At 42.0% G+C, this 22,497-nt stretch carries 28 protein-coding genes and 1 pseudogene; 17 read left to right on the forward strand and 12 right to left on the reverse strand.

Features of this window, described 5'->3' with window-relative positions; all coding sequences use genetic code 11:
- Positions 1 to 166: 166 nt before the first annotated feature.
- Positions 167 to 1,687, reverse strand: coding sequence for a succinyl-CoA:acetate CoA-transferase ScpC (scpC, locus tag ACZYRN_RS16275; RefSeq protein WP_488912680.1), 1,521 nt, complete (start codon positions 1,685 to 1,687; stop codon positions 167 to 169).
- 122 nt (positions 1,688 to 1,809) lie between these two features.
- The gene (locus ACZYRN_RS16280; protein ID WP_488912681.1) at positions 1,810 to 2,460 is read right to left on the reverse strand and encodes a LytTR family DNA-binding domain-containing protein; all 651 of its coding nucleotides are present in this window, start codon (positions 2,458 to 2,460) and stop codon (positions 1,810 to 1,812) included.
- Between the two features lie 64 nt (positions 2,461 to 2,524).
- Here ACZYRN_RS16280 and ybaK point away from each other — a divergent pair, with 64 nt between their 5' ends.
- The 3 genes from ybaK to ACZYRN_RS16295 all read left to right on the forward strand — a co-directional run bounded on the left by ybaK (position 2,525) and on the right by ACZYRN_RS16295 (position 4,562).
- Positions 2,525 to 2,977 (forward strand): Cys-tRNA(Pro) deacylase, encoded by a 453-nt coding sequence (ybaK, locus tag ACZYRN_RS16285; protein WP_488912682.1) that lies wholly within the window; start codon positions 2,525 to 2,527, stop codon positions 2,975 to 2,977.
- A 113-nt stretch (positions 2,978 to 3,090) separates the two neighbouring features.
- Positions 3,091 to 3,381 carry a hypothetical protein gene (locus ACZYRN_RS16290; RefSeq protein WP_488912683.1) on the forward strand — a complete coding sequence of 97 codons (291 nt, stop codon included), beginning with the start codon at positions 3,091 to 3,093 and terminating at the stop codon, positions 3,379 to 3,381.
- Positions 3,382 to 3,563: 182 nt separating this feature from the next.
- Entirely contained in the window at positions 3,564 to 4,562 is a 999-nt protein-coding gene (locus ACZYRN_RS16295) for a PRK06851 family protein (protein ID WP_488912684.1), read from the forward strand.
- Here the strand turns inward: ACZYRN_RS16295 and ACZYRN_RS16300 are convergent.
- Entirely contained in the window at positions 4,553 to 5,356 is an 804-nt protein-coding gene (locus ACZYRN_RS16300; RefSeq protein ID WP_488912685.1) for an alpha/beta hydrolase, read from the reverse strand. The genes ACZYRN_RS16295 and ACZYRN_RS16300 overlap by 10 nt on opposite strands.
- Before the next feature lie 104 nt (positions 5,357 to 5,460).
- Here ACZYRN_RS16300 and ACZYRN_RS16305 point away from each other — a divergent pair, with 104 nt between their 5' ends.
- On the forward strand, positions 5,461 to 5,586 hold the full coding sequence (locus ACZYRN_RS16305; RefSeq protein ID WP_488912686.1) for a hypothetical protein: 126 nt from the start codon (positions 5,461 to 5,463) through the stop codon (positions 5,584 to 5,586).
- 75 nt (positions 5,587 to 5,661) lie between these two features.
- Here the strand turns inward: ACZYRN_RS16305 and ACZYRN_RS16310 are convergent, their stop codons facing one another.
- Both ACZYRN_RS16310 and ACZYRN_RS16315 read right to left on the reverse strand, forming a co-directional pair.
- On the reverse strand, positions 5,662 to 6,744 hold the full coding sequence (locus ACZYRN_RS16310; protein ID WP_488912687.1) for an AI-2E family transporter: 1,083 nt from the start codon (positions 6,742 to 6,744) through the stop codon (positions 5,662 to 5,664).
- A gap of 80 nt (positions 6,745 to 6,824) precedes the next feature.
- Complete coding sequence (locus ACZYRN_RS16315) at positions 6,825 to 8,162, reverse strand: YjiH family protein (RefSeq protein WP_488912688.1); 1,338 nt, start codon at positions 8,160 to 8,162, stop codon at positions 6,825 to 6,827.
- Between the two features lie 214 nt (positions 8,163 to 8,376).
- Between ACZYRN_RS16315 and ACZYRN_RS16320 the strand changes: the two genes are divergently transcribed.
- The 3 genes from ACZYRN_RS16320 to ACZYRN_RS16330 all read left to right on the forward strand — a co-directional run bounded on the left by ACZYRN_RS16320 (position 8,377) and on the right by ACZYRN_RS16330 (position 11,058).
- Positions 8,377 to 9,249 (forward strand): Cof-type HAD-IIB family hydrolase, encoded by an 873-nt coding sequence (locus ACZYRN_RS16320; RefSeq protein ID WP_488912689.1) that lies wholly within the window; start codon positions 8,377 to 8,379, stop codon positions 9,247 to 9,249.
- 43 nt (positions 9,250 to 9,292) lie between these two features.
- A complete protein-coding gene (gene ilvA, locus ACZYRN_RS16325; protein ID WP_488912690.1) occupies positions 9,293 to 10,540 on the forward strand; it encodes a threonine ammonia-lyase IlvA in 1,248 nt (415 codons plus the stop codon).
- Positions 10,541 to 10,842: 302 nt separating this feature from the next.
- On the forward strand, positions 10,843 to 11,058 hold the full coding sequence (locus ACZYRN_RS16330) for a DUF6366 family protein (protein ID WP_488912691.1): 216 nt from the start codon (positions 10,843 to 10,845) through the stop codon (positions 11,056 to 11,058).
- Between the two features lie 512 nt (positions 11,059 to 11,570).
- On the opposite strand, the gene bshB2 is transcribed toward ACZYRN_RS16330, so the two are convergent.
- Positions 11,571 to 12,272, reverse strand: a complete 702-nt coding sequence (bshB2, locus tag ACZYRN_RS16335; RefSeq protein WP_488912722.1) for a bacillithiol biosynthesis deacetylase BshB2 — start codon at positions 12,270 to 12,272, stop codon at positions 11,571 to 11,573.
- Between the two features lie 27 nt (positions 12,273 to 12,299).
- Positions 12,300 to 12,647 (reverse strand): YojF family protein, encoded by a 348-nt coding sequence (locus ACZYRN_RS16340; protein ID WP_018394908.1) that lies wholly within the window; start codon positions 12,645 to 12,647, stop codon positions 12,300 to 12,302.
- 115 nt (positions 12,648 to 12,762) lie between these two features.
- On the opposite strand from ACZYRN_RS16340, the gene ACZYRN_RS16345 reads away from it, so the two are divergent.
- The gene (locus tag ACZYRN_RS16345) at positions 12,763 to 13,335 is read left to right on the forward strand and encodes a nitroreductase family protein (RefSeq protein ID WP_488912692.1); all 573 of its coding nucleotides are present in this window, start codon (positions 12,763 to 12,765) and stop codon (positions 13,333 to 13,335) included.
- 184 nt (positions 13,336 to 13,519) lie between these two features.
- Here the strand turns inward: ACZYRN_RS16345 and pdxK are convergent, their stop codons facing one another.
- Positions 13,520 to 14,314, reverse strand: a complete 795-nt coding sequence (gene pdxK / locus ACZYRN_RS16350) for a pyridoxine/pyridoxal/pyridoxamine kinase (protein WP_488912693.1) — start codon at positions 14,312 to 14,314, stop codon at positions 13,520 to 13,522.
- Between the two features lie 224 nt (positions 14,315 to 14,538).
- Here pdxK and ACZYRN_RS16355 point away from each other — a divergent pair, with 224 nt between their 5' ends.
- From ACZYRN_RS16355 to ACZYRN_RS16370, 4 genes are all read left to right on the forward strand, one after another.
- Positions 14,539 to 15,222, forward strand: a complete 684-nt coding sequence (locus ACZYRN_RS16355; protein ID WP_488912694.1) for a uracil-DNA glycosylase — start codon at positions 14,539 to 14,541, stop codon at positions 15,220 to 15,222.
- 99 nt (positions 15,223 to 15,321) lie between these two features.
- A complete protein-coding gene (locus ACZYRN_RS16360) occupies positions 15,322 to 15,501 on the forward strand; it encodes a uracil-DNA glycosylase (RefSeq protein ID WP_488912695.1) in 180 nt (59 codons plus the stop codon).
- Entirely contained in the window at positions 15,498 to 15,761 is a 264-nt protein-coding gene (locus ACZYRN_RS16365; protein ID WP_488912696.1) for a YwdI family protein, read from the forward strand. The genes ACZYRN_RS16360 and ACZYRN_RS16365 overlap by 4 nt, the downstream gene beginning before the upstream one ends.
- A 12-nt stretch (positions 15,762 to 15,773) precedes the next feature.
- Entirely contained in the window at positions 15,774 to 16,145 is a 372-nt protein-coding gene (locus ACZYRN_RS16370) for a DUF423 domain-containing protein (RefSeq protein ID WP_488912697.1), read from the forward strand.
- Positions 16,146 to 16,191: 46 nt separating this feature from the next.
- Here the strand turns inward: ACZYRN_RS16370 and gerQ are convergent.
- From gerQ to hemQ, 3 genes and pseudogenes are all read right to left on the reverse strand, one after another.
- Positions 16,192 to 16,434: pseudogene (gene gerQ, locus ACZYRN_RS16375) on the reverse strand (spore coat protein GerQ); the annotation flags it as partial.
- Positions 16,435 to 16,531: 97 nt separating this feature from the next.
- Positions 16,532 to 16,954: a cell wall hydrolase gene (locus ACZYRN_RS16380; protein WP_488912698.1), complete on the reverse strand. Its 423-nt coding sequence runs from the start codon at positions 16,952 to 16,954 to the stop codon at positions 16,532 to 16,534.
- A gap of 147 nt (positions 16,955 to 17,101) precedes the next feature.
- Positions 17,102 to 17,848 carry a hydrogen peroxide-dependent heme synthase gene (gene hemQ / locus ACZYRN_RS16385; protein WP_488912699.1) on the reverse strand — a complete coding sequence of 249 codons (747 nt, stop codon included), beginning with the start codon at positions 17,846 to 17,848 and terminating at the stop codon, positions 17,102 to 17,104.
- Positions 17,849 to 17,963: 115 nt separating this feature from the next.
- Here hemQ and lipL point away from each other — a divergent pair, with 115 nt between their 5' ends.
- Positions 17,964 to 18,797, forward strand: coding sequence for an octanoyl-[GcvH]:protein N-octanoyltransferase (gene lipL / locus ACZYRN_RS16390; protein WP_488912700.1), 834 nt, complete (start codon positions 17,964 to 17,966; stop codon positions 18,795 to 18,797).
- 8 nt (positions 18,798 to 18,805) lie between these two features.
- Here lipL and ACZYRN_RS16395 read toward each other — a convergent pair whose 3' ends face one another.
- Positions 18,806 to 19,345, reverse strand: coding sequence for an RsfA family transcriptional regulator (locus ACZYRN_RS16395; RefSeq protein ID WP_488912701.1), 540 nt, complete (start codon positions 19,343 to 19,345; stop codon positions 18,806 to 18,808).
- A gap of 167 nt (positions 19,346 to 19,512) precedes the next feature.
- Between ACZYRN_RS16395 and ACZYRN_RS16400 the strand changes: the two genes are divergently transcribed.
- The 4 genes from ACZYRN_RS16400 to ACZYRN_RS16415 all read left to right on the forward strand — a co-directional run bounded on the left by ACZYRN_RS16400 (position 19,513) and on the right by ACZYRN_RS16415 (position 22,436).
- The gene (locus tag ACZYRN_RS16400) at positions 19,513 to 19,737 is read left to right on the forward strand and encodes a YuzB family protein (RefSeq protein ID WP_488912702.1); all 225 of its coding nucleotides are present in this window, start codon (positions 19,513 to 19,515) and stop codon (positions 19,735 to 19,737) included.
- Between the two features lie 137 nt (positions 19,738 to 19,874).
- Complete coding sequence (locus ACZYRN_RS16405) at positions 19,875 to 21,185, forward strand: HD domain-containing protein (RefSeq protein WP_488912703.1); 1,311 nt, start codon at positions 19,875 to 19,877, stop codon at positions 21,183 to 21,185.
- 92 nt (positions 21,186 to 21,277) lie between these two features.
- Complete coding sequence (locus ACZYRN_RS16410; RefSeq protein ID WP_488912704.1) at positions 21,278 to 21,916, forward strand: site-2 protease family protein; 639 nt, start codon at positions 21,278 to 21,280, stop codon at positions 21,914 to 21,916.
- Positions 21,917 to 21,929: 13 nt separating this feature from the next.
- The gene (locus tag ACZYRN_RS16415; protein WP_488912705.1) at positions 21,930 to 22,436 is read left to right on the forward strand and encodes a YwhD family protein; all 507 of its coding nucleotides are present in this window, start codon (positions 21,930 to 21,932) and stop codon (positions 22,434 to 22,436) included.
- Positions 22,437 to 22,497: the final 61 nt, after the last annotated feature.

The raw sequence follows: 22,497 nt of genomic DNA on the forward strand, positions 1-22,497 counted from the left end.
GTAAATTTAGAGAGTATGGAATGTATAATTGTTATAGTTAGCTGGTTAAAACCGGCTGATCACTTAATATTTTACTTGATTTTGAAAATGCTTTCATTACAAAGTGTACAAAATGCCATAAAAAAGACACAAAGCAGAATTATTCAACATTAATTAACGTCTAACGTTAGACAGAGAAAGAAAATTGTTTTGCAAGCATGGTTCCTTGATCGGCAAGGCGTGTATGCCATGAAAAGGCCTTTTCAAGTATATGCGGTGTTTGTCCTCCGCGCAAAGATGCTTCTTCAAAATATTCAAGCAGCTGCTCTTTATACATTGGATGTGCGCAATTATGAATGATAACGAGTGCTCGTTCGCGCGGTGCTAGTCCGCGCAAATCTGCATAACCTTGCTCAGTGACGAGAATATCAACATCATGTTCTGTATGATCCACGTGTGAAGCAAAAGGAACAATACTTGAAATCGTCCCGTTTTTAGCGGTTGATTTCGTAACAAAAATAGCTGTACGGCAGTTACGGGCAAAATCACCTGATCCGCCGATTCCGTTCATCATTTTGGTACCCGATACATGCGTGGAATTAATGTTTCCATAAATATCTGCTTCAAGTGCGGTATTGATAGATAATAAGCCGAGCCGCCGAATAAGTTCAGGGTGGTTTGAAATCTCTTGTGGGCGGAGGAGCAGTTTATCCCGGTACTTTTCTAGGTTAGTATATACATCATTCATTTTTTCTTCGGATAGCGTAATAGAACAGCCGGAAGCAAAGCGAATCTTGCCATGGTCAAATAAATCAAATACAGCATCCTGCAATACTTCGGAATATACTTCAAGGTTTTCAAACTCGGAATCAATAAGTCCGTGCAGTACTGCATTTGCAACAGAACCAATCCCTGATTGAAGAGGAGCCAATTCATTCGTAAGCCGGCCTGCTTTTACTTCTTCTCTTAAGAAAGAAATAAGATGGGCAGCCATTTGTGCGGTATCTTCATCTGGCGGAACAATGGTAGAAGGAGAATCGAGCGAATTTGTAATAACAATGCCTTTGATTTTAGCTAGATCGACAGAGATGCCTATTTCACCGATTCGTTCCTCAATAGATGTCAGCATAATCGGTCCTCGTTTTCCTTGCGCATTCGGGCTGTAAATATCATGAAGCCCTTCTAATTCAGCTGGCTGGGCAAGATTTAATTCAATAATCACATTCTTTGCTTTTTCTATAAAAATGGAAGAGTTCCCGACAGACGTGGCAGGAATGACAAGTCCTTCTTCTGTAATGGCAACGGCTTCGATAATGGCATAATCGATTGGATCCAATACTTCACTCCGAATCAGTTCAGCTGTGTGAGAGAGGTGCTGATCAACAAAATATAAACTGCCATCATTAATTTTTTTTCGCATAGATGAATCAGCCTGAAAAGGGAGGCGTTTATTAATAATGCCTGCTTCCGCCATAAATTTATCAAGATCAAAGCCAAGTGAAGCACCGGTAAAAATATTGATTTTAAAGGTTTCTGTTTTGGCGCGTTCAACGAGTGACATAGGCACTGCTTTCGCGTCACCAGCCCGTGTAAATCCGCTCAAACCAAGTGTCATGCCATCTTGAACCCAAGAAGCCGCTTCATCTGCTGACACAATACGTGTATGTAACTCATTCATTCGTAATCGCTCTTTTAAGTGTTTATCCACGATTCGATCCCTCCGATTCGTTTTTATTAGTGTAACAAATGATGAAAGGGCTTTCATTTGTATTCGCATGAAAAGCCGCAAAAAAGACGCGAAAAAGAAATTTCACGTCATCAGGCAGTATATTAATAATTGAGTGATTTCCGAAACGCACTCGTATACGTCTGCGTGACGGGAATTTTTGTTCTATTTTTCATGATAAGCAAAAAGGTAGAATGTGAATCTGGCTGAATTTCCTGAATGAAATGAACGTTCACAATATAAGAACGGTGGACACGTATAAACGAATCATCCGGCAGTGTAAACTCAAGCTCAGTTAAATTTAGTTTATGGTAGCCGCTTCCAGTCTGTGCCTGTACTCTCGTTTTTCGGCCTTCGGATTCAAGATACATAACATCACTGTAAGGAATCGGGTACCACTTATCTTCGGATTTAATCGTCAATATATTGCGCGCAATCGGCGACGGTTTTGCGGGATAGATGGTTGTAATCGCCCCGCTCACTTCGGTGTGATCAAAAATGGGTATGGACGTAGCGTAATAGGGAATTCCATATACATCGCTGTCAATATACATCGATACTTGATGCTTTTCTATTAGTGCCTGATGTGTCACACTGCCTTTTTTGATCGGATCGCCAGGGTGAATATGCAAATCTACAAGACGGCTTGGCTGATAATAAATAAATTTTTCGCAGCTGGAGATAGCTACTGATGTGTTTGAAGGGAAGAATTCTCTCATCACTTCCATAATACCAGACACGGTAAATTGATCCATTTTCTCCACTCCTTTTGAATGGTTGTAGTACAATAATTTTAACATATAAATGGAGTGATTCACGGTGGCAAAAGGGAAAACAAATGCAATGCGGCTGCTTGATGCAGACGGCATTGCATACAAGGTGTATGAATATGACAATAAAGATGAAAAAACCGACAAGGCTTCATGGAATGTATTTAAAACACTTGTCACGCAAGGAGCAGCTGGACTGTATGTATTTGTTATTCCAGTTGAAGAAGAACTAGATTTGAAAAAGGCTGCTCGTGCTGCCGGTGAGAAAAAAATTGAACTGATTCCAGTGAAAGAACTTCAAAAACAGACGGGTTACATTCGCAAGGGCTGCTCGCCTATTGGGATGAAGAAGCTCTATCCGACTTTTATAGACGTAAGTGCTCTACATTTAAACTGGATGATTGTCAGTGCCGGGAAGATTGGAGCACACATTGAATTGGCACCGGCAGACTTAAAGAAGGTCGTAAATGCTGCAGTCTGTGAAGTTGTGAAAAAACTTTGAATAAAATGTTAACAAATTGTGTAAAGTTCATGGCATCTCTGTAAAAATGTTCTTTTTCATTGTTTTTTTTCGTATACTGTAGTCATTAAAAGAAACAGGAGTTGACCCTTAATATGATGGTCGTTGAAAATCTTCTTGACGTGAAAAAATATTTCGCCAGTGAAGTAAAAGAAAATTTTGTTGTCCAATATGAGAAAATGCTGAAATCCAGCGCATGTTATCAAGCAGGCGATTTACACGAAACAGAAGAGGAAACAGCAGAATGTATTAAAGTCCTCCGTTCAACAGGTGAAGCAAGTTCAGTCACACGAATTAGCGAATATCCGATCGGCGTTGAATTCACAAGCGTGGACGAAGCACTTGCTCGCATTCGGGAAGCACACAGCGATATTTTTAAACGATAAATAAAAGACCAGCCGGTTCCTTTAGGGGACCGGCTTATTTTATGTGAACAGTGTGCAGTAGTCATAAATCATGGCGAGCGGTCAAAAAGAGGGATGAATGTTCAAAAACTGAGAAAGTGCAGAGAAACGCTGTTATATATGTTCTATTGCAGTCATATAGTTAGACTCGAGGGGGTGGGGGGATGCTTTATTTTACGTCAGGCCATACGTCAAGAGGATTTGTGCAGATGGCGGAGACAAATGTGTCGGATGTACACCTGTTTATTTTGCTTCGGGGCGGCGGAGAGTGTGCGCAGATGGAGTGTTTGAAAGAGATCGAGGGACGGTTTCAAAAAGAAGGTGTCCCGTTTGATTCTATTCGCAGTCCGTGGAATGCACAAATGCCGGAAGGGCTCATTGTCGGTAACAAAGCGATCTGGTGTGGCAGTCTGGCGCCAGATAGACCATTTGAAGCGACAGTCCGTCATGCAGCTATTCATCCGGATCTGCTGTCTGCTCCGCCTGCCGGGAAAACGGCGCATATCGCCTATGATTGTTTTCGGGAAGCGCTGCTTATTCATGACGAATGGGAATCCATTTTCATTAATCGATTTGATCCAGAAAAAGCAGATCAATTAGCAAAACAGTGGATTGCAGCCTTATTACCGGAAGGGGCGGCATCTGGAGGTAAACCAAAAACCGTGCACCGCTTTCTCGGGGCAGCTACACCGACAGGGCCAGTTGATTATATTCCAGAACTGACAAGAGGATTGAAGAAACGATATTTAATTAAAGGGAGAGCGGGTACAGGTAAATCCACGTTTATGAAAAAAATTGCGGCTGCAGCGGAGCAGAAAGGATACCAGACAGAAATGTACCATTGCGGTTTTGATCCGGCGAGCATTGATATGGTCATTGTTCGTGAACTTGGATTTGCTCTTTTTGACAGCACGGCACCTCATGAATATTTCCCTGGAAATAATGATGTGGATACGATCATTGACACATATAAAGAACTTGTTGAACCTGGAACAGACGAAAAGTATGCAAAAGAAATCGCTGCATTATCAAAACGATACGCTGAACTAATGGAAGAAGGAACAGCTCATTTGCTTGAAGCATATAAAGAAAAAGTAGCTGCACGAACAGCTACACCCGCGGCTGCTTCAAGAACGGCGGAAATGATCTGGAATTATTTATAGGAAAAGAAATGCCCGATTTTTGTATCTACAATCGGTGTTTCATGTAGACCGCTATGGTTGATTGTTTTATCATAAATAATATCAATACGGTAGTTTTTTTTAGGAACGATCGCTTTTAAGCGGAGCGCACTTTGTATCGGCGTCACTTGATCACCAATGCCAGCAATATTCAGCACGTCTGTTTCAGTGGGAAAATGTGTTTGTCCGGCAGCGAGTTGTGCAAGAGCAGGAGAGCCAGGCATTAAGTCGTACACGGCAGGGCCGGTATTTTGTGTAAACCACCGGCCGCCGGCGACACCATCAAACGGACTGCCAATCGTGACGAGTTTATCGGTGACAGGATGCCTTAACGGGTCATACAATTCCTGCAAAAACTTCACGGAGACAACACCACCCATTGAATGACTGACGATGTTCACGTGGTCGATTCCATATTCCTTTTTCAGCGCTTGCATAACCGATGCAAGAGCATGAGCTGTATCATCAAATGAAGCCCGATTATTTTCAAATAATACTTGAATAAAAACAGGCTTATCAGGAAGGGAAGTTTCTTTATGAACGAGCAGACGGCCGGTCTTGGTCACATTTATTGTCAATGCCCGTGACCCCCATCCGTACTCTTCAAACCGAGCAATCATCGTATTAAAGGAATTGGCATTCCCTTTAAAGCCGTGCACAAAAACGACCGATTCTACATATTGATGTTCTGATACGGCATGATCATTGTTAGAAAGTGCTATAAAGCTTGCATAGATAAAAATAGCTGACGCCAAAAATAAACCGAACTTGCGCATGACCGGTCTTCCTCTCCTGTAAACCTGTTGTCCCTTTATAGTGTACAAAACTTCTGCGAATACATACACACTGTTTTATAATGGAAAAAGGCGGGTGAAAGCTGATGAAAGAACTCATTGGGAAATGTGAAAAGTGCGGGAAATCCATTTATTGTATGGAAGGGTTTTTGAATGGTGTGAAAGAAGATGGAAAACTGCTTTGTTTTAACTGTGCGGATGAAGAAAAATAAGAGCCTGCTGACAGCAGGCTCTTATTTTTAGATAATCGGCCGAATAAATCATATTTGATTATTTGGGGCTAATTGTTAATCAACTTCTTTTCCCGCAGCTTCGCGAATTTCGGTACGTTTTTGGTATAAGTTGGATAGTATTGTTTTAATGACAGCGTAGGTTGGCACAGCAAGAATAATTCCCCAGAGACCAGCGATGTTGCCAGCTGCCAAAATGATTGTAATCACTGTCAGTGGATGAATATCGAGTGCTTTGCCCATAACATTTGGAGAAATAAAGTTGCTTTCAATTTGCTGGGCAATAAGCATGATAATCGCAACGTAAATGACCATTTGCGGTTCTTGACTGAAGGCAATAAATACAGCTGGAATAACGGCGATATAAGGGCCAAGAAACGGAATAACATTTGTAAACATTCCAAACATTGCGAGTAAAAGTGCGTAATCCAGACCAATAATTAAATATCCGATTAAAAGCATAACGCCCACGAGAAAGCTGACTAGAAGTTGTCCTTGAATATACGAACGAAGTGTCACATCCAGATCATGAAGTGTGTGACGAATCCACGTTTTTCGTTCTCCTGAAAAGAAACCAGCCACAAAAGGTGCAAATTTTTCATGGTCTTTCAGCATATACACAAGAAAGAATGGAACGAGGATAAGTAAAAACAATCCTTGTACAAATGCTTGAACAAAGCCGATCAGCTTTGAACTAAGGCCCATTACATATTCGTTCAGCCTGCTAGTTATGTTTTCAAGTGATTCAATCGCAGCGGGCGGAAGACGGTCTTTTTGATTCAAAACGAAATCCATCGTCTTTTCACCTTCTTTTACCATGTTAGGCAAATTTTCACCGAGTGAGCTTACCTGATTATTCACAACTGGACCAATAATAGCATAAATAAGCCAGAAGACGAGTCCAATTATGATAAGGACGGTACTTAGCGACGCCCAGCGCGGAAGTTTTTTTGATTCAAGCCACTTCATAAGCGGGCGCGTTATATAAAATAAAACGCCTCCAAGCAGCGCGGGCAGGAAAATGGTAGTTGCTACAATCACGAGGGGATTAAATACTTCACGAATTTCTTGAAACATAAAAATAATAAGCATGGCAAGTAATATGCCAATTCCGGTCTGAAACCAGAGTTTATTTGTCATATAGACACATCCTTTCTACATGTCAACATACCATAATTACCCGTTTATACGAAAAAAAAAGCCGGATAGTTCCGGGCTTTTTAAAAATAAATATGTGCGACACCTGCGATAATTGGTAAAGAAATAAGTGTACGGATCAGAAAAATAATCAGTAAATCTTTAAATGAAACAGGAATTTTCGTTCCAAGCAGCAGTCCGCCTACTTCAGACATATAAATAAGCTGTGAAACCGATAAGGCGGCGATGACGAATTTCGTCAATTCACTTTCAATCCCTGAACCGATAATCGCAGGAAGGAACATATCAGCAAATCCTATCATAATTGTTTCAGATGCTTCCTGTGCAAACGGAATTTGCAATAATTCAAGAAGCGGAATAAAAGGCATGCCAAGCCACTGGAACAAAGGTGTTGTTTCGGCAATAATAAGTGCCGTTGTTCCGAGCGCCATAACGATCGGTGCAACACCAAGCCACATATCAAGCACATTTTTAAAGCCGTCCTGTACAGTTTCCGATAACTTATTTTGGGCGGCGCGTTTCACTGCTTGTTCGTAGCCGTACGAGAAGGCTGTATAACCTTCGGGAATCGCTTCATCATCCGCTTGACGAGGTTTTTCATTAATAAACGTATCTGCTTTTCTTGAAAGTGGCGGAATACGAGGCATAATGAGTGCACAGGCGATTCCGGCTAAAACAACAGTCAAATAAAAAGGAATGAAATAGTTTGCGAGCCCGACTTGGTCGATGACGACAAGGCAAAATGTAATGGAAACAACGGAAAACATTGTCCCAATAATCGCAGCTTCTTTTTTCGTATAAAAGCCTTCTTCATATTGCTTGCTTGTGAGCAGTACACCAATTGTCCCGTCACCGAGCCATGAAGCTAGTGCATCAACCGATGACCGTCCGGGCAATTTAAATAAAGGCCGCATGACTTTTGTAAGTGAGTAGCCAACAAATTCAAGTAGACCAAAATTTAAAAGAAGCGGCAATAGGAGCCCTGCAAACAAAAAGACCGAAAACAAGACAGGTAATAGGCTGATAAGCAGTGTGCCACCTGTTGCATCAGACCAAATCGCTTTTGGACCTAGTTGAAAATACGTCATAAACGCAAAAATAGCACCGACAACGCGGACAACAGCCCAGACCGGTGAAACATCAAACAAATTGGCCAAAAAGGCAGAATGACGCACGAAAGCAGGACGCGTTATTTTCACGGCAATCGTCGCAAGTGCAACTAAGACGATCAAAGCGGTCATAATTGTTGGGATAAACTCGCCAATCCAATCTTGAAGTGCATTGGACATAATCGCAATTGGAATCGTTAACCCGTCTTTGGCCGGAACAGGCGTAATAAACAACAAAACCCCGATCAGTGATGGGATAATAAAAAACCACGGGGATGTTTTTTCATGCATAGATAAAATCCTTTCTTTGTATAAACAATCATACCTTGCACATTTTAGTTCAACTGTTCCCGAAAATCCATGAAATCAATCATATTCATAAAATACAGACTTTTGAAAGCGCTTTTAATCATTAATGCTGACCACACATACCTTTTATACGTATTTCCAAGTGATTTCATGTTAAAATAAGAAGGAATTCAACATAAACGAGAAGGTGAAAAGAATGATTACAAGCATCGCGACGGATATGGATGGCACGTTATTGAACGGAAAAATGCAAGTGAGCGAAGCAAATCGAGATGCGATTAAAAAAGCGCAAAAACTTGGTGTGGAAGTGATTGTTGCAACAGGGCGTTCATATGCAGAGGCGCGCTTTGCACTTGAAGGATCCGGAATTGAGTGCCCGATTATTGCTGTAAATGGAGCGGAAACGCGCAACACAGCGGGCGAAATTGTTCAATTCACTGCACTTAAAGACGAGGTTTCATCTAATATTTACCGCCGTTTAAAAGATATCGGTGTGTATTTTGAAGTGTTTACAAACAAAGGTGCATACACAGATAATCCGGATAAAGCGGTTGAATTGCTCGTTGACATTGTCTTATCGGCTCATCCAGAAACACCCGTTGAAGAAATTCGTGAAAAGGCAAAGCGGCGCGTAGATGAAAAGCTCATTTTACCGGTAGATGAATATGAATCGATCATTCACGACATCGATCAACACATTTACAAGTTTTTTGTTTTTTCAACAGACGATGAATTATTGCAAAAAGCATCAGACCGGCTTGAAGGCATTGGAGGCATTGCTGTTAGTTCGTCTGGGGATGAAAACTTGGAGATAACGAGTGAGCTGGCCCAAAAGGGGATTGCGCTCGAAGCTTTTTTAACGTCTAAAGGATTGTCGATGAATGATGCCTTGGCAGTGGGAGACAATTACAACGATTTATCCATGCTTGAAAAAGTAAAGTATTCGTATGCGATGGGCAATGCACATGAAAACATTAAACGGGCATGCCGATTTGAAACAGCCGGTAATAATGAAAATGGTGTCGCGCAGGCGATTGAAGATGCACTAGAACGAAGTATGGTTAAATGATAAAATAATTCTTAAAATTTGTACTAAAAAAGGAGAACTAACCTTGTCGAAAGTATCAATCGAAGAAATCGTCGTAGCGAATCAAGTATTAAAAGATGTTGTCATCAGAACGCCGCTTCAAAAAAATGAAATTTTATCGGCGCGTTATAATTGCAATGTATATTTAAAAAGGGAAGACTTGCAAATTGTCCGCTCATTTAAACTACGGGGGGCCTATAATTTTATCCGTAGTCTAACAGAAGAAGAACGGGCAAAAGGTGTAGTGTGTGCAAGTGCCGGCAACCACGCACAAGGTGTCGCCTATTCATGCCATGCACTTGGAATTGAAGGGAAAATCTTCATGCCGTCGACAACACCCCGTCAAAAGATATCACAGGTGAAACGATTCGGTGGTGAAAATGTATCGGTCGTGTTAACTGGAGATACATTTGATGATTCGTACACAGCGGCGATGGAATATTGCACAGCAGAAGAGAAAATATTTGTTCATCCTTTCGACGATCACCGAACGATTGCCGGACAGGGCACAGTCGGCGTTGAAATCTTGAACGACGCGCAGGTGCCGATTGACTACATGTTCTGTGCAATTGGCGGCGGCGGGTTAGCTGCAGGGGTTGGTTCGTATTTAAAAGGCATCAGCCCGAATACGAAATTGATCGGCGTTGAGCCGGCCGGTGCCGCGGGGATGAAAGCATCATTAAATAAAGGGGAAGTTACACGTCTTGATACAATTGATCCATTCGTTGATGGTGCAGCTGTGAAGCAAGTCGGTGACTTGACGATGGATATTTGCATGGACGTGCTCGACGGTATTTCCGTTGTTCCTGAAGGTAAAGTGTGTACAGCGATTTTGCAGCTATACAATGAAAGTGCGATTGTTGCTGAACCAGCAGGTGCATTACCTGTCGCGGCACTCGATTTTTATAAAGATGAAATCAAAGGGAAAAATGTCGTCTGCATCATTAGCGGAGGCAATAATGACATTGAACGAATGCAAGAAATTAAAGAGCGTTCACTTATTTATGAAGGGCTCAAGCATTATTTTATCGTCACGTTCCCGCAACGCGCCGGTGCACTTCGCAAATTTATGGCTGAAGTACTCGGTGAGCAGGATGACATTGCCCGCTTTGAATACACGAAGCGGACAAATCGTGATGAAGGTCCAGTGCTTGTTGGCATTGAGCTGAAATGCAAAGAAGACTATGCCCCACTCGTGAAGCGTATGAAAGAAAACGGCTTCCCGTACATGGAAATCAATAACGATCCGCTGCTATTTAGTTTGCTGATTTAAAGGCGAAATCAGAACAAAAAACAGAGTGAAGTAAAAAAACGCAGGCATATATGTAATACTGAATTTATAGTTATTGTAGTTTAGACAGACTCACTCTACGACGACCCATGTTGTATAACAATGTAAATTAGAGGTGTATCAACAAAATTGTTGATACACCTTTTTTGGCGCTTTTTTCACCATTTATCACTACATTTAAAATCTTTATCATCACTTTTATTACCACATCTATTTAAAGGTAAGATTTATCTAAAAAGTAATAAGAAACATATGTTAGAATTACAGAAAATGGGGGTGTGATAATGAGCGAAGACAAAGAAACACCTGAAAGAAGAAGAGAAAGACTAAGACAAGAAGAATTAAAAAGAAACCCAACTGGAAATATGAACGATGCGTTTAATAGGGCTGAAACTGGAAACTTTGCTGATTTAGTAGGTAGTTTAGGTTGGAAGGGTACTGGAATACTTATCCTTGTTATTATAATAGGTTTTATAGTCGCATCAATATTCTTAAAGTAAGAAGACCTCATTTCGGTAAATACACATAAGACGTGTAAAAAATGACGAAAGAAGACCTGAATGGTTGTTTACCAAGTAAATGACGATAAGGGTCTTTTTCTTATGTGTAACATCGTCATTCACAAAGGGTTGTGGCAACAGAGGTCTGCTGCTAGAGGTTTAGAACAGACGTTATTAACGATGTATTTTTAATTGGTTAACAAAGATAAAAAACAAGGTAAAGAATATTATTCTTTACCTTGTTTACTGTTTAATTTTATATGTCTTTAACTTTTTGAGATCTTTTATTATGCACATCTTAACAATTCCACAGTTGTATAATTGGTCAAGAAAGCAACAATCTATACGAAAACAGCCTAATAAAAAACAAAAACATGTCGTGATAAAAAGAGTGGGAATCCCACTCCTTTTCTTTTTTCTTATTATTGTTAAACAATATGTTGTGTTTGTGATATAAAGTCTTAAACTTCGTTTTTCATATCTTTCAGTAAAAATTAAAGCCCTGCGTTTTTTTATTTAATGTCGGTTACTTTGTCATTTTCATCAAATGTGTACGTCCAAAAGTGCTCATAATTAAATCGATCGTGCAGTTCGCTTCCTTCTTGTGCGACACCGGCTTCAAGCTCTTTTAACATCCAGATCGTCTGCGAAATGTGCGCTTTCATTGCGTCCATTTTTTGATCGTATACGTGGCGGATATCATAACGGATGTCGGCTTCACCAATCTCTTCAGCAGTATTGTTAGCGAAAGCTACGCAATGAAGCTTGGGCCGTTTTGCCTCATCAATTGCCCGTACGGCACGCACAACAGCACGTGCCGTTGCTTCATGATCCGGATGAACCGAGTAGCCCGGGTAAAAGGTAATCACGAGCGATGGATCAAGCTCATTAATTAAGTCGGTCACCATATTCATCATTTTTTGATCATCTTCAAATTCAAGCGTTTTATCGCGCAGGCCCATCATACGTAAATCTTGAATCTTAATCGCTTCCGCTGCTTTTTTTAGTTCTGCTTTGCGAATATCGGGAAGCGACTCACGTGTCGCAAAAGGCGGATTTCCGAGATTTCGTCCCATTTCACCGAGTGTGAGGCACGCGTATGTAACGGGTGTTTCGCGTTTTGTATGAATGGCGATCGTGCCGGATACGCCGAATGCTTCATCATCGGGATGCGGGAAAATAACAAGTACATGCCGCTCCTGTTCAACTTCCATCGTTTTCATGTTCTCAATCCTTTCCTTTTACTTGAACGGCGTTGTACCCATCTGCAAGGCAACCGCCAGTTTTCCGTCAAAATCATGGCCCGCCATGAGCAAGTGCCCGTCTTCATCAAATCCATAATGCGTCAATCCTTCTGCGTATACCCAGCCAATTTCGAGCTTTAATCCAACTCGATATGGTCCATCACCAACAATTTTGCCATGCTCATATGTAAGTTTTGCATTGCGGATGTAGGCACCTGCAGAGAAAAACTTTTCGTCAAAGTGCGATGCATATGCGCCGTTCGTCGTTTCCAGATGAAGATAAATTTCTTCACCCGCAAATCGATCCACGAGCTCCTGCACTTTTTCGGGTAAAATCGGTTCCATATCGCTTAACCCTCCAGTCAAAATCAGTTCTTTACTCATTGTACTAAAATTTTATCCAATTGGCGAAAGTCCAGCTTTTTGAGTATGATGGGAAAGGATAATAATTTGAATAGGGGTGTCTGTTATGAGTCAATCGATAAAAACAATCATTGAAGAACGCCGCTCGATTAAAAAATTCAATGGCCGTCCGGTAGAGCAGTCTGATATAACTGCCGTTTTAGCGGATGCCGCGTGGGCGCCTAACCATGGGAACCGCGAACCGTGGCGCTTTATCGTCGCAGCAGAAAGCGGACTTGATGCGATCCGCATGACGATGAAAGAATGCACAATTCCGAATTGGACAACGCTATCGCCTGAAGAACTGGACAAAAAGACTGCCGGATTTAAGCTGCCTGGTGCCTTTGTTTTTGTGGTGGTGCCGGAAGATGCCCGTCAAAAAGAAAGACTGGAAGACTTTTCTGCAGCGAGTGCACTTATTCAAAATGCACAGTTGCTCGCATGGGAGAAAGGAATCGGCACATGCTGGAAAACGCCAGCATGGGTGGATGCACCGAAATTTAGAACAGCACTCGGCGTGAAACCGGGCGAGCGAATTCTTGCTATGCTTCAATTCGGCTACTATGACGAATTGCCAAAAGCAAAGCCACGCACACCAATTGAACAAAAAATTACGTATTTTGGAAAATAAAAAACGGCCTAAGAGTCGTTTTTTTATTTGGGTGAAATTGATCAGAAAGCGTGGGGAGTGATCAGAAATTAGTATGAGGGATCAAAAAATGTGACAAGCGGTCGGAAATGAAATAAGTGAGCAAAAACTCCGATTACTCTTTTTAAAAAACCGCCGGCGTGCAGCCAGGCGGTCTCAAAACTTATTATTGATTGTACGCTCCATGCATAACCGGACCTACGTATTCGTTCAACTTCCATCCATGTTTAATCGCGGCGTTAACGAACTCTTTCGCATGATTGACCGCTGTTTTTACGTCTTGGCCGTTCGCAAGGTTTGCGGTGATCGCTGCTGCGAATGTGCAGCCGGCGCCATGATTGTACGTCGTGTTATGTTTTTCACCTTCAAGTAAAACAAATTCATTGCCATCATAGAAAAGGTCCACTGCTTTGTCATGCTCTAGCTGTTTACCGCCTTTCACAACAACATTTTTTGCGCCAAGCTTATGAATTCTTTTCGCTGCTTCTTTCATATCGTCAATCGTACGGATCGGGCCGACACCGGATAGCTGCCACGCTTCAAACAAGTTCGGTGTCACCACTGTGGCAAGCGGCAGCAATAAATCACGCGTTGCTTCCGCCGCCTCCGGGTTCAGCACTTCATCTTCACCTTTACAAACCATCACCGGATCAATGACAACTTTATTTACCCCATTTGCTTTAATCGATGCTGCAGCTGTCTGGATGATTTCTGGTGTAGCAAGCATACCTGTTTTCAATGCATCAATGCCTGTTGACATGGCTGTTTTCAACTGTGCTTCAAGCGCATCAATCGCAAGCGGGAACACGCCGTGGCTCCAGCCATTCTCGGGATCCATTGTGACGATCGTTGTGAGAGCTGTCATTCCGTACGTACCGTGTTCTTGAAATGTTTTTAAATCGGCTTGAATACCAGCGCCGCCGCTTGTATCTGATCCTGCAATCGTTAATGTTTTTTTCATGGTGAAAGTTCCTCCTTCTAAATACACTGCCCTTAGTGTAAAAAACTATCGGCAAATGCACAAGAAAAAACAACCTTTTTCAAAGGCCGCTAGGATGGCTGTGGTCCTCATGTCTGTGAAAAGCCGAGATTCGTCTTGATTATATACAAATACATATTTTTGCCTGCTCACATTATTTTCAAATAAAGGCTGGCTCGATTATAATGGACGATGAGGTGAATTAAATGACGAAACAGATTTTAAAAAACGATTGGGGTCCACTCCTTGCCAGCGAATTTGACGCGCCCTATTATATGAAGCTCCGGTCTTTTTTAAAAGAAGAATATAAAAACAACATTATTTATCCAAGTATGGATGATATTTTCAACGCTCTCCATTTTACGCCATATGAAAAGGTTAAAGTCGTCATTCTTGGACAGGATCCCTATCATGGTCCGGGACAGGCACATGGACTTAGTTTTTCGGTGCAGCCGGGTGTTAAACCGCCGCCGTCACTTAAAAATATCTACAAAGAGTTAAACGCAGATCTCGGTTGTCCTGTTCCAAATCATGGTTATTTGAAACAGTGGGCAGACGAAGGGGTAATGCTATTAAATACTGTGCTGACTGTGCGGGATGGACAAGCTCATTCACACCGGGGGAAAGGGTGGGAGACCTTCACAGACCGTGTTATTACACTCATTAGTGAGCGGGAAAAACCGGCCGTTTTTTTGCTCTGGGGCCGTCCGGCTCAAAGCAAGCGCTCGTTAATTGACGAAACGAAGCATCGCGTGATTCAATCGCCGCATCCAAGCCCATTGTCTGCATCACGGGGCTTTTTTGGAAGCCGTCCATTTTCAAAGGTGAATGATTGTCTCACGGAAATGGGAGAGGCACCGATCAACTGGTGTTTGAATGAATTGTCGTAAAGGTTTCACGTGAAACATGTCGATTTTTGTTAAAATAAAGTGCATCGTCCATCTTTGGGGATTTATTACCCATTAATCTGTGGGAAAGGGGAGAAAACGTTGTCTGCAGAACCAAATTGTTTAAAGTGCCAGTATTTTTATGTAACGTGGGATCCTGCAGCACCGCGTGGCTGCCATGCATATAAGTTTAAAACAAAACAAATCCCATCGATTGTCGTTCGTCGTTCATCGGGGCATCCATGTTATAAGTTTGCTGTGAAAGCAGGTGGAAAAAAGTGAATATTTCGCATGAAAAAGTACTGACAAAGATTGAGCAGGAAATGGCTGCTGCGAAGAGCGCAAAACCGGATGACGTCAAGAAGCATGTGTATGCGATTAAATCAATGTGCGAGTTAATGCTTGGAGCGGAAGTAAATGCATACGAACCGTATCCTGTTACGAAGCCGGCCGTCATGACGCAGTCGCCTCCAACCATACAGCAAACAGATCGGATCACAACAGATGATGGTTCTAACGGAGATTCTATTTTTGATTTTTAAAGGAGCAAAAAAATGAAATTATTTATTATTTTAGGCGCAATTAATGCTTTTCTAGCTGTCGCACTCGGTGCATTCGGCGCACATGGACTTGAGGGAAAAGTGGAACCGAAGTATTTGGAAATATGGCAAACCGCAGTCCAATATCAAATGTTTCACGCAATTGGTTTAATCATTGTCGGCTTTTTAATGGGGCAGTTTCCAGACAGCTCTGCATTAAACTGGTCTGGCTGGCTGATGCTCATAGGAATTATTTTATTTTCAGGGAGTCTGTTTGTCCTTGCTGTCACAGCGATTAGCAAACTTGGAGCCATCACACCACTTGGCGGTGTTGCCTTTTTGATCGCGTGGGTGCTCGTAATGATTGCTGCGGTAAAAAATATGTAAAGAAAAAAAGGTGAGGGGAGCCCTGGATAAGGGTCCCTCATCTTTTTTAACGGTACGGGTATTCGTACGCAATTTCACCATCGAATGTCGCATAGTCAAGATAAAGAAGTGGAATTAAGTAACGTTTTCCAGAAGGTTCGCTTAAAATTAAGTGATCGCGGCCTGCTGCTTCAATACGTCCCCGGAACACTTTTGCGTTCCACTCCTTGTTGTTTTCAAATGTCGTATACACTGTTACCATTTTTCCTCGGTTTAACCGGAAAATGTTTTCAATATAGGATTCTTCCACGACAGGTCGAGGCGGCGTAGCAGGTTGACCGGGTACTGGTCCTTGAGCAGGCATTGGCATATAACCGTATGGATTCATCTTCATTTTTCCCCCTTATTTAAAAAACTCTTGGACAAACAGATGGAAGCGGGCTGAAAAAACAATGTGACTTGTATCGTCCGATGTTAGACTGACCGTACCATTGAGCAGGGCAGTCTCCTTCTGGCTCAAAAAACCAAAGTGCGTTGGATGCTGGATGATATCGCCCGCCATTAATTGCTTTGCGGGCAAGATCAATTTCTTTCTGCCGCGCCCTTTGATAAAAGTAACCTTTCTGTGTTGCTTCAAAGCCGCCTGGTGACTGAAAAACCATATCGCGAATAGAGCGCAGCTGGGTAAAATCAAGACAGTCTGATCGCGTCCGGTTCACCCCGACATTTCCCACCATTAGCATTCCGAGTGGTCCTTCGCCTTCCGCTTCGGCCCGCATCAGGCGGGCAAGCAGCTTCACATCTTCTTCGGTATGAGCAACAACTGCCAAAACAACACCTCCCTTTGCAATGTATGCAAAAATGAAAATCTGTGTGCATTGATTATTCTATTGATGATGAAATCTCTTCATTTATCCTGAAAATCCAGACGGCAAAGAACCGCGCCTTAATAAAGACGCGGTTCTGTTTCACTTTATTTAATTCACATGCATCATTTGAGCGAATTTCTCGTCTGTTAGCAAGTTGCCAACGAAGAATGAGCCGAATTCGGCGTAGCGTGCACTTACTTCATCAAATCTCATTTCATAAATTAATTTTTTAAACTGAAGCACGTCATCTGAATAAAGAGTGACACCCCATTCATAGTCGTCGAATCCGACAGAACCGGTAATCACTTGTTTTACGAGACCAGCGTATTGACGGCCAATCATACCATGGCTGCGCATTAAGCTTCCCCGCTCTTTCATCGGCAGCATGTACCAGTTGTCTTCTCCCTGGCGGCGCTTATCCATAGGATAAAAGCAAATATACTGCGTTTTCGGAAGTTCTGGATACAAGCGTGCGCGAATCTGCGGATTTTCATATGGATCTTCATCAGAAGAAAGATAGTTGCTGAGTTCCACAACCGATACATATGAATAAGCAGGGATGGTAAATTCAGCAATTTTCAACTTATTAAATTCATTTTCAATCACATTTAATTCTTCCATTGTCGGACGTAAAATCATGAGCATGAAATCGGCCTTTTGACCGACAACACTGTAAAACGAATGGCTTCCTGTTTTCGACTCCTGCGTCGCATCTAATGTAGCAAGAAATTGACGGAATTCGCTGATCGCACTTTCGCGTGCATCACTTGGCATCATCTTCCATGTTGTCCAATCAATCGACCGGAAATCATGCAGGCAATACCAGCCTTCAAGCGTTTTTGCTGCTTCACTCATCATCATCACTCCTATGTAATTAGTTTCATCCCCACTATACCATAAAACACTTGAATCACTCCCATCATAAGGCTACAGTAAAAAGAGAGTATTTTGTGAAGGAGAATATACTGCTATGGATCAATCAAAAGATCTCCTGCGCCGCCCTGTCTGGCGCTTTATAGATCAATCGTCTTACGGACCCGGATTCAATCCTATCCATTCATTTGCGACTGATGATGCGCTTTGCACGGCCGTTGGTGCAAAGAAGAGCCCATCAACGGTTCGCGCCTGGGTCCACCATGACACGGTTGTGTTAGGCATTCAAGATACAAAACTACCTTATTTAAAAGACGGTCTTCAAGTATTAAAAGATGCTGGATTTCATGTCATCGTCCGCAACTCTGGTGGTCTCGCTGTAATGCTCGATGAAGGAGTGCTCAATTTGTCGCTCATTATACCCGATATGGAAAAAGGAATCGATATTGACCGAGGTTACGAGGCAATGTACGCGCTCATTCGCCACATGTTTTCAGAGGTGAAAATTGATGCGTATGAAATCGTAGGATCGTATTGTCCAGGCAGCTATGACCTTAGTATTCGCGGGAAAAAATTTGCGGGTATTTCACAGCGCCGTCTGAGAAAAGGTGTCGCTGTACAAATTTATGTATGTGTAAATGGAAGCGGAGCCGATCGAGCTGAACAAATTCGTGAATTCTATGAAGCAGCAAAGCGGGATGCTGAAACAAAGTGGACGTATCCCGATATTCAGCCTGAAGTAATGTCATCGCTCGCTGAATTGATCGGGAGTCCACATTTATCGGTTCAAGATGTGTTAATCCGCTTTTTACAGTCTCTAAAAGAAATCGGAGGTCCGCTTGAAGGCGGCGAGATGACTGCTTTTGAAGCAGATATGTTTGACTGGAATTTAACCCGTATGATTGAGCGTAATGAAAAAGCTTTTGGATAAGTGGTCCGTTACTCCGCTACTTTTTCTAAGTTTCCGTTACGTTCCATTTTGAAAGTGACAGCAGGTGTTTCATCATCGAGTGCCACGAATTTGCGGGCACGATTCATAATCTTCATTAATGTTTCATAGTCTTCCTGCATAATTTCTGAAGATTGTTCAATCTGATTCAACTTATTTTGCAATTGTTCATTTTCAGAACGTAGTCTCTCATTTTCTGCTTTTAGCAGATCAATGGATTCCATGCTTTGTAAATAAGCGATGACATCTGTCATATTAATTCCGTCTGTTGGCGGCGAGTAAAGCACTTTTTTCTCTAGTGTCCGGTTTCTCTGTTTACGCTGTTTTTTTGCGAGGCTGAGTGCTTTCTCATATTGTTGGCGAACGACAGCATTCCAGCGAAAGCCGCAGGCAGCCGATGTCCGGTTGAGCTCATCACCGACTTCTTCAAACGCATTTAACTGTGTGCTGCCTTCGCGCACGTGTCGGAGAACGGTTTCAGCAAGCAGTAAATCATTTTCTTCAGACCAAGCATCTTGACGAATTTTCATTTGAATCATCTCTCCTTTAAGAAATAGTCTTTGAAATAGTCTTTAAAAATAAGGATGGCCAGAGAATACACATTTTATACCGTTTGGATGAAGAAGATTGAAAGCTTGCAAACACGCTTTTTTCCATGTAAAATACCGGTTGAATGCAAGAGAAAGGAATGTTTTAAATGGCGAATGAATTTCGTGTTTGCGATGACTGCCAGGCAGTCGACCTTAAAACATTGATTCCAAAGCTTCAAAAACTTGATCCCGAGGCGGCGATTGATGTGAAATGTCAGTCATACTGCGGGCCGGGCCGTAAAAAGACGTTTGCATTTGTAAATAATCGTCCAGTTGCGGCGTTGACAGAAGATGAGCTTATGGGAAAAATTGTTAAGAAAATAAAGTCCTAAATATCATCACCTATTCTTCTGAAATAGGTGATTTTTTATATTTTTAACAGTATATGCTTGCCTTCGTGAAAATTTTCCCATAAAGATGTGAATTTCCGTTATAATAAACAAAAAAAGGGACTGGTGGGAGGCACGTTATGAGTTATGCGAAGCGGAAGTTGAAGGAAGAGAAAGTGTTCAAAGATCCCGTTCACCGGTACGTACATGTGCGAGATGCCGTTATTTGGGACTTAATTAGCACAAAAGAGTTTCAGCGGCTGCGCCGAATTCGCCAGCTCGGAACAACTTATTTTACCTTTCATGGAGCCGAGCACAGCCGGTTTAATCATTCACTCGGTGTGTATGAGATTGTGCGCCGGATTGTTGATGATGTGTTTCATGGCCGACCGGAGTGGAATGGAGATGAGCGATTGTTAAGCTTATGCGCCGCGCTTTTACATGATGTCGGCCACGGTCCATTTTCGCATTCGTTTGAAAAAGTATTCGCACTTGATCATGAGGAATATACGAAACTCATTGTGCTCGGTGAGACAGATATAAACCATGTTTTGTCAAAAGTGAGTGATGATTTTCCGGAAAAAGTAGCGGCGGTCATAAATAAAACATATGAAAATAAATTGGTTGTGAGTTTAATTTCAAGTCAGATAGATGCTGATCGGATGGATTATTTGCAGCGGGATGCCTATTTTACAGGCGTTAGTTACGGTCATTTTGATATGGAGCGCATTTTGCGTGTGATCCGTCCGCGTGAGAAGCAGGCAGTTTTTAAGCAGAGTGGTATGCATGCGGTGGAAGATTACATTATGAGCCGCTATCAAATGTACTGGCAAGTTTATTTTCATCCGGTAACGCGGAGTGCAGAAGTATTGCTTTCGAAAACGTTACATAGAGCGAAAGAATTGTACAAAGAAGGTTATTCGTTTGCGCACGAGCCATCCCACTTTAAGTCTTTGTTTAATGGAAACTGTACACTTATAGACTACTTAAAACTGGATGAATCAGTTGTTATGTTTTATTTCCACGTGTGGCAGGAAGAAGAAGATGCGATTTTACGTGATTTGTGCAGCCGGTTTATGGACCGAAATTTGTTTAAATATATTGAGTTTGATCCAGCGAAAGAGACACAAAAGTATGCAGAATTGGAAGCATTGTTTCGGGAAGCAGACATTGATCCAGACTATTATCTCGTTCACGATTCTTCATCTGATTTGCCTTATGATTTTTACCGTCCAGGCATCGAATCTGAGCGTCAGCCAATTTATTTATTAATGAAAGATGATGTCACATTGCAGGAGCTATCAACCCGTTCTGAAATTATGAAGGCGATTTCAGGCAAGCGGCGCACCGATCATAAACTGTATTTCCCAGTAGACTTTCTGCGTGATGAATCATCAAATCGGACAACGAAAAAGAAAATTAGAGATATTTTAAAGATTTACCGGAAATAAAAGCAGAAATATTCTAGTAATCAGCCATTATCCTGCTATGATCATCATTGACTTTTTAACTCGCCTATTCTGTCTTAAAAGGAGGCATTTCATTGGAAAGTTTTCTGGCTTTTGAACTTGAACAAATGCCATTTGTCATCATTTCCTTGCTCGTCGCGTTTACTGTGCATGAATTTGCACACGCATATACCGCCTATAAATTTGGTGATAATACGGCGAAAGATCAAGGCAGGCTAACCCTTAATCCTGTGCACCATCTTGACCCGATCGGTACGATATTTATTTTAATTGCAGGATTTGGCTGGGCGCGTCCTGTACCAGTGAATCGCCGCAATTTTGTAAATCCAAAACTAGCTGGGGTGCTTGTGTCACTGGCTGGGCCGCTTAGCAACTTTCTTATTGCATTTATTGCTTATGGCATTTTTGTATTCGCGATGAATGATGCACCTGTGTTCGTTATTGACTTGCTTCTTATGATGATGCAGCTTAACGTTGTTTTGTTCGTATTCAATTTGCTGCCGTTTCCACCGCTTGATGGCTACCGGATTATTGAAGATCTTGTGCCGGCCCGTACGCGTGTGAAAATGACGCAGTATGAGCAGTATGGTGTGTTGATTTTTTTAATTTTAGTTATTACACCACTTGATCAGTTCACGATTCAGCCCATTTTTAGTATAGCGATACCAGCCGTCATCGGTGGTTTTCAATCGATCTTTAGTTTATTTTTGTAAAGGAGAATGATTTATGGAAAACAAGAAAAAAGTTGGATTCAATATTATTAAAAATGATCCAACAGACGGTCATAAAGGGTTTGGAAAAGGATCGCTTAGCTTAGAGCATATGTCACCGGTTATCGTCGATGTAGAAGAAGGTTCTGCTTATATTGACATCGGTGCGATGCATGCCCGCAGCGCTGTAGAAAAAGGGATTAAGTTTTTAAGAACGAAAGAAGAAGTGCCGGATGCAAAGTTGTACTGGCTCGTATGGGTAACGGTGGACCGAAAGGAAGAGGGTCCTTATTATGCAGGTGTAACAGCGTGTGAAATGACGGTAAACAGGGAAATTCGCCGCGGCTACAAGTCACTCCCTGAACACGTAAACCGGATGGATAAATCGTTAAAGCGCCATATTATTGTTGGGGATATGGACGACAAATCAAAAGGGATTTTGCGTGATTTTCTTATTTCACATAATGCTGATTTTTGGGCACGTTCGTCTGACGAATTGAAAAATGGATTGTTTGTAGGTTAAACGGTCTTAAATGTGTCAGAAAAGTGAATGTTTTGGATTTCGACTTTCTTTTATTGCTGGA

The sequence above is a fragment of the Domibacillus sp. F004 genome (assembly GCF_057814295.1).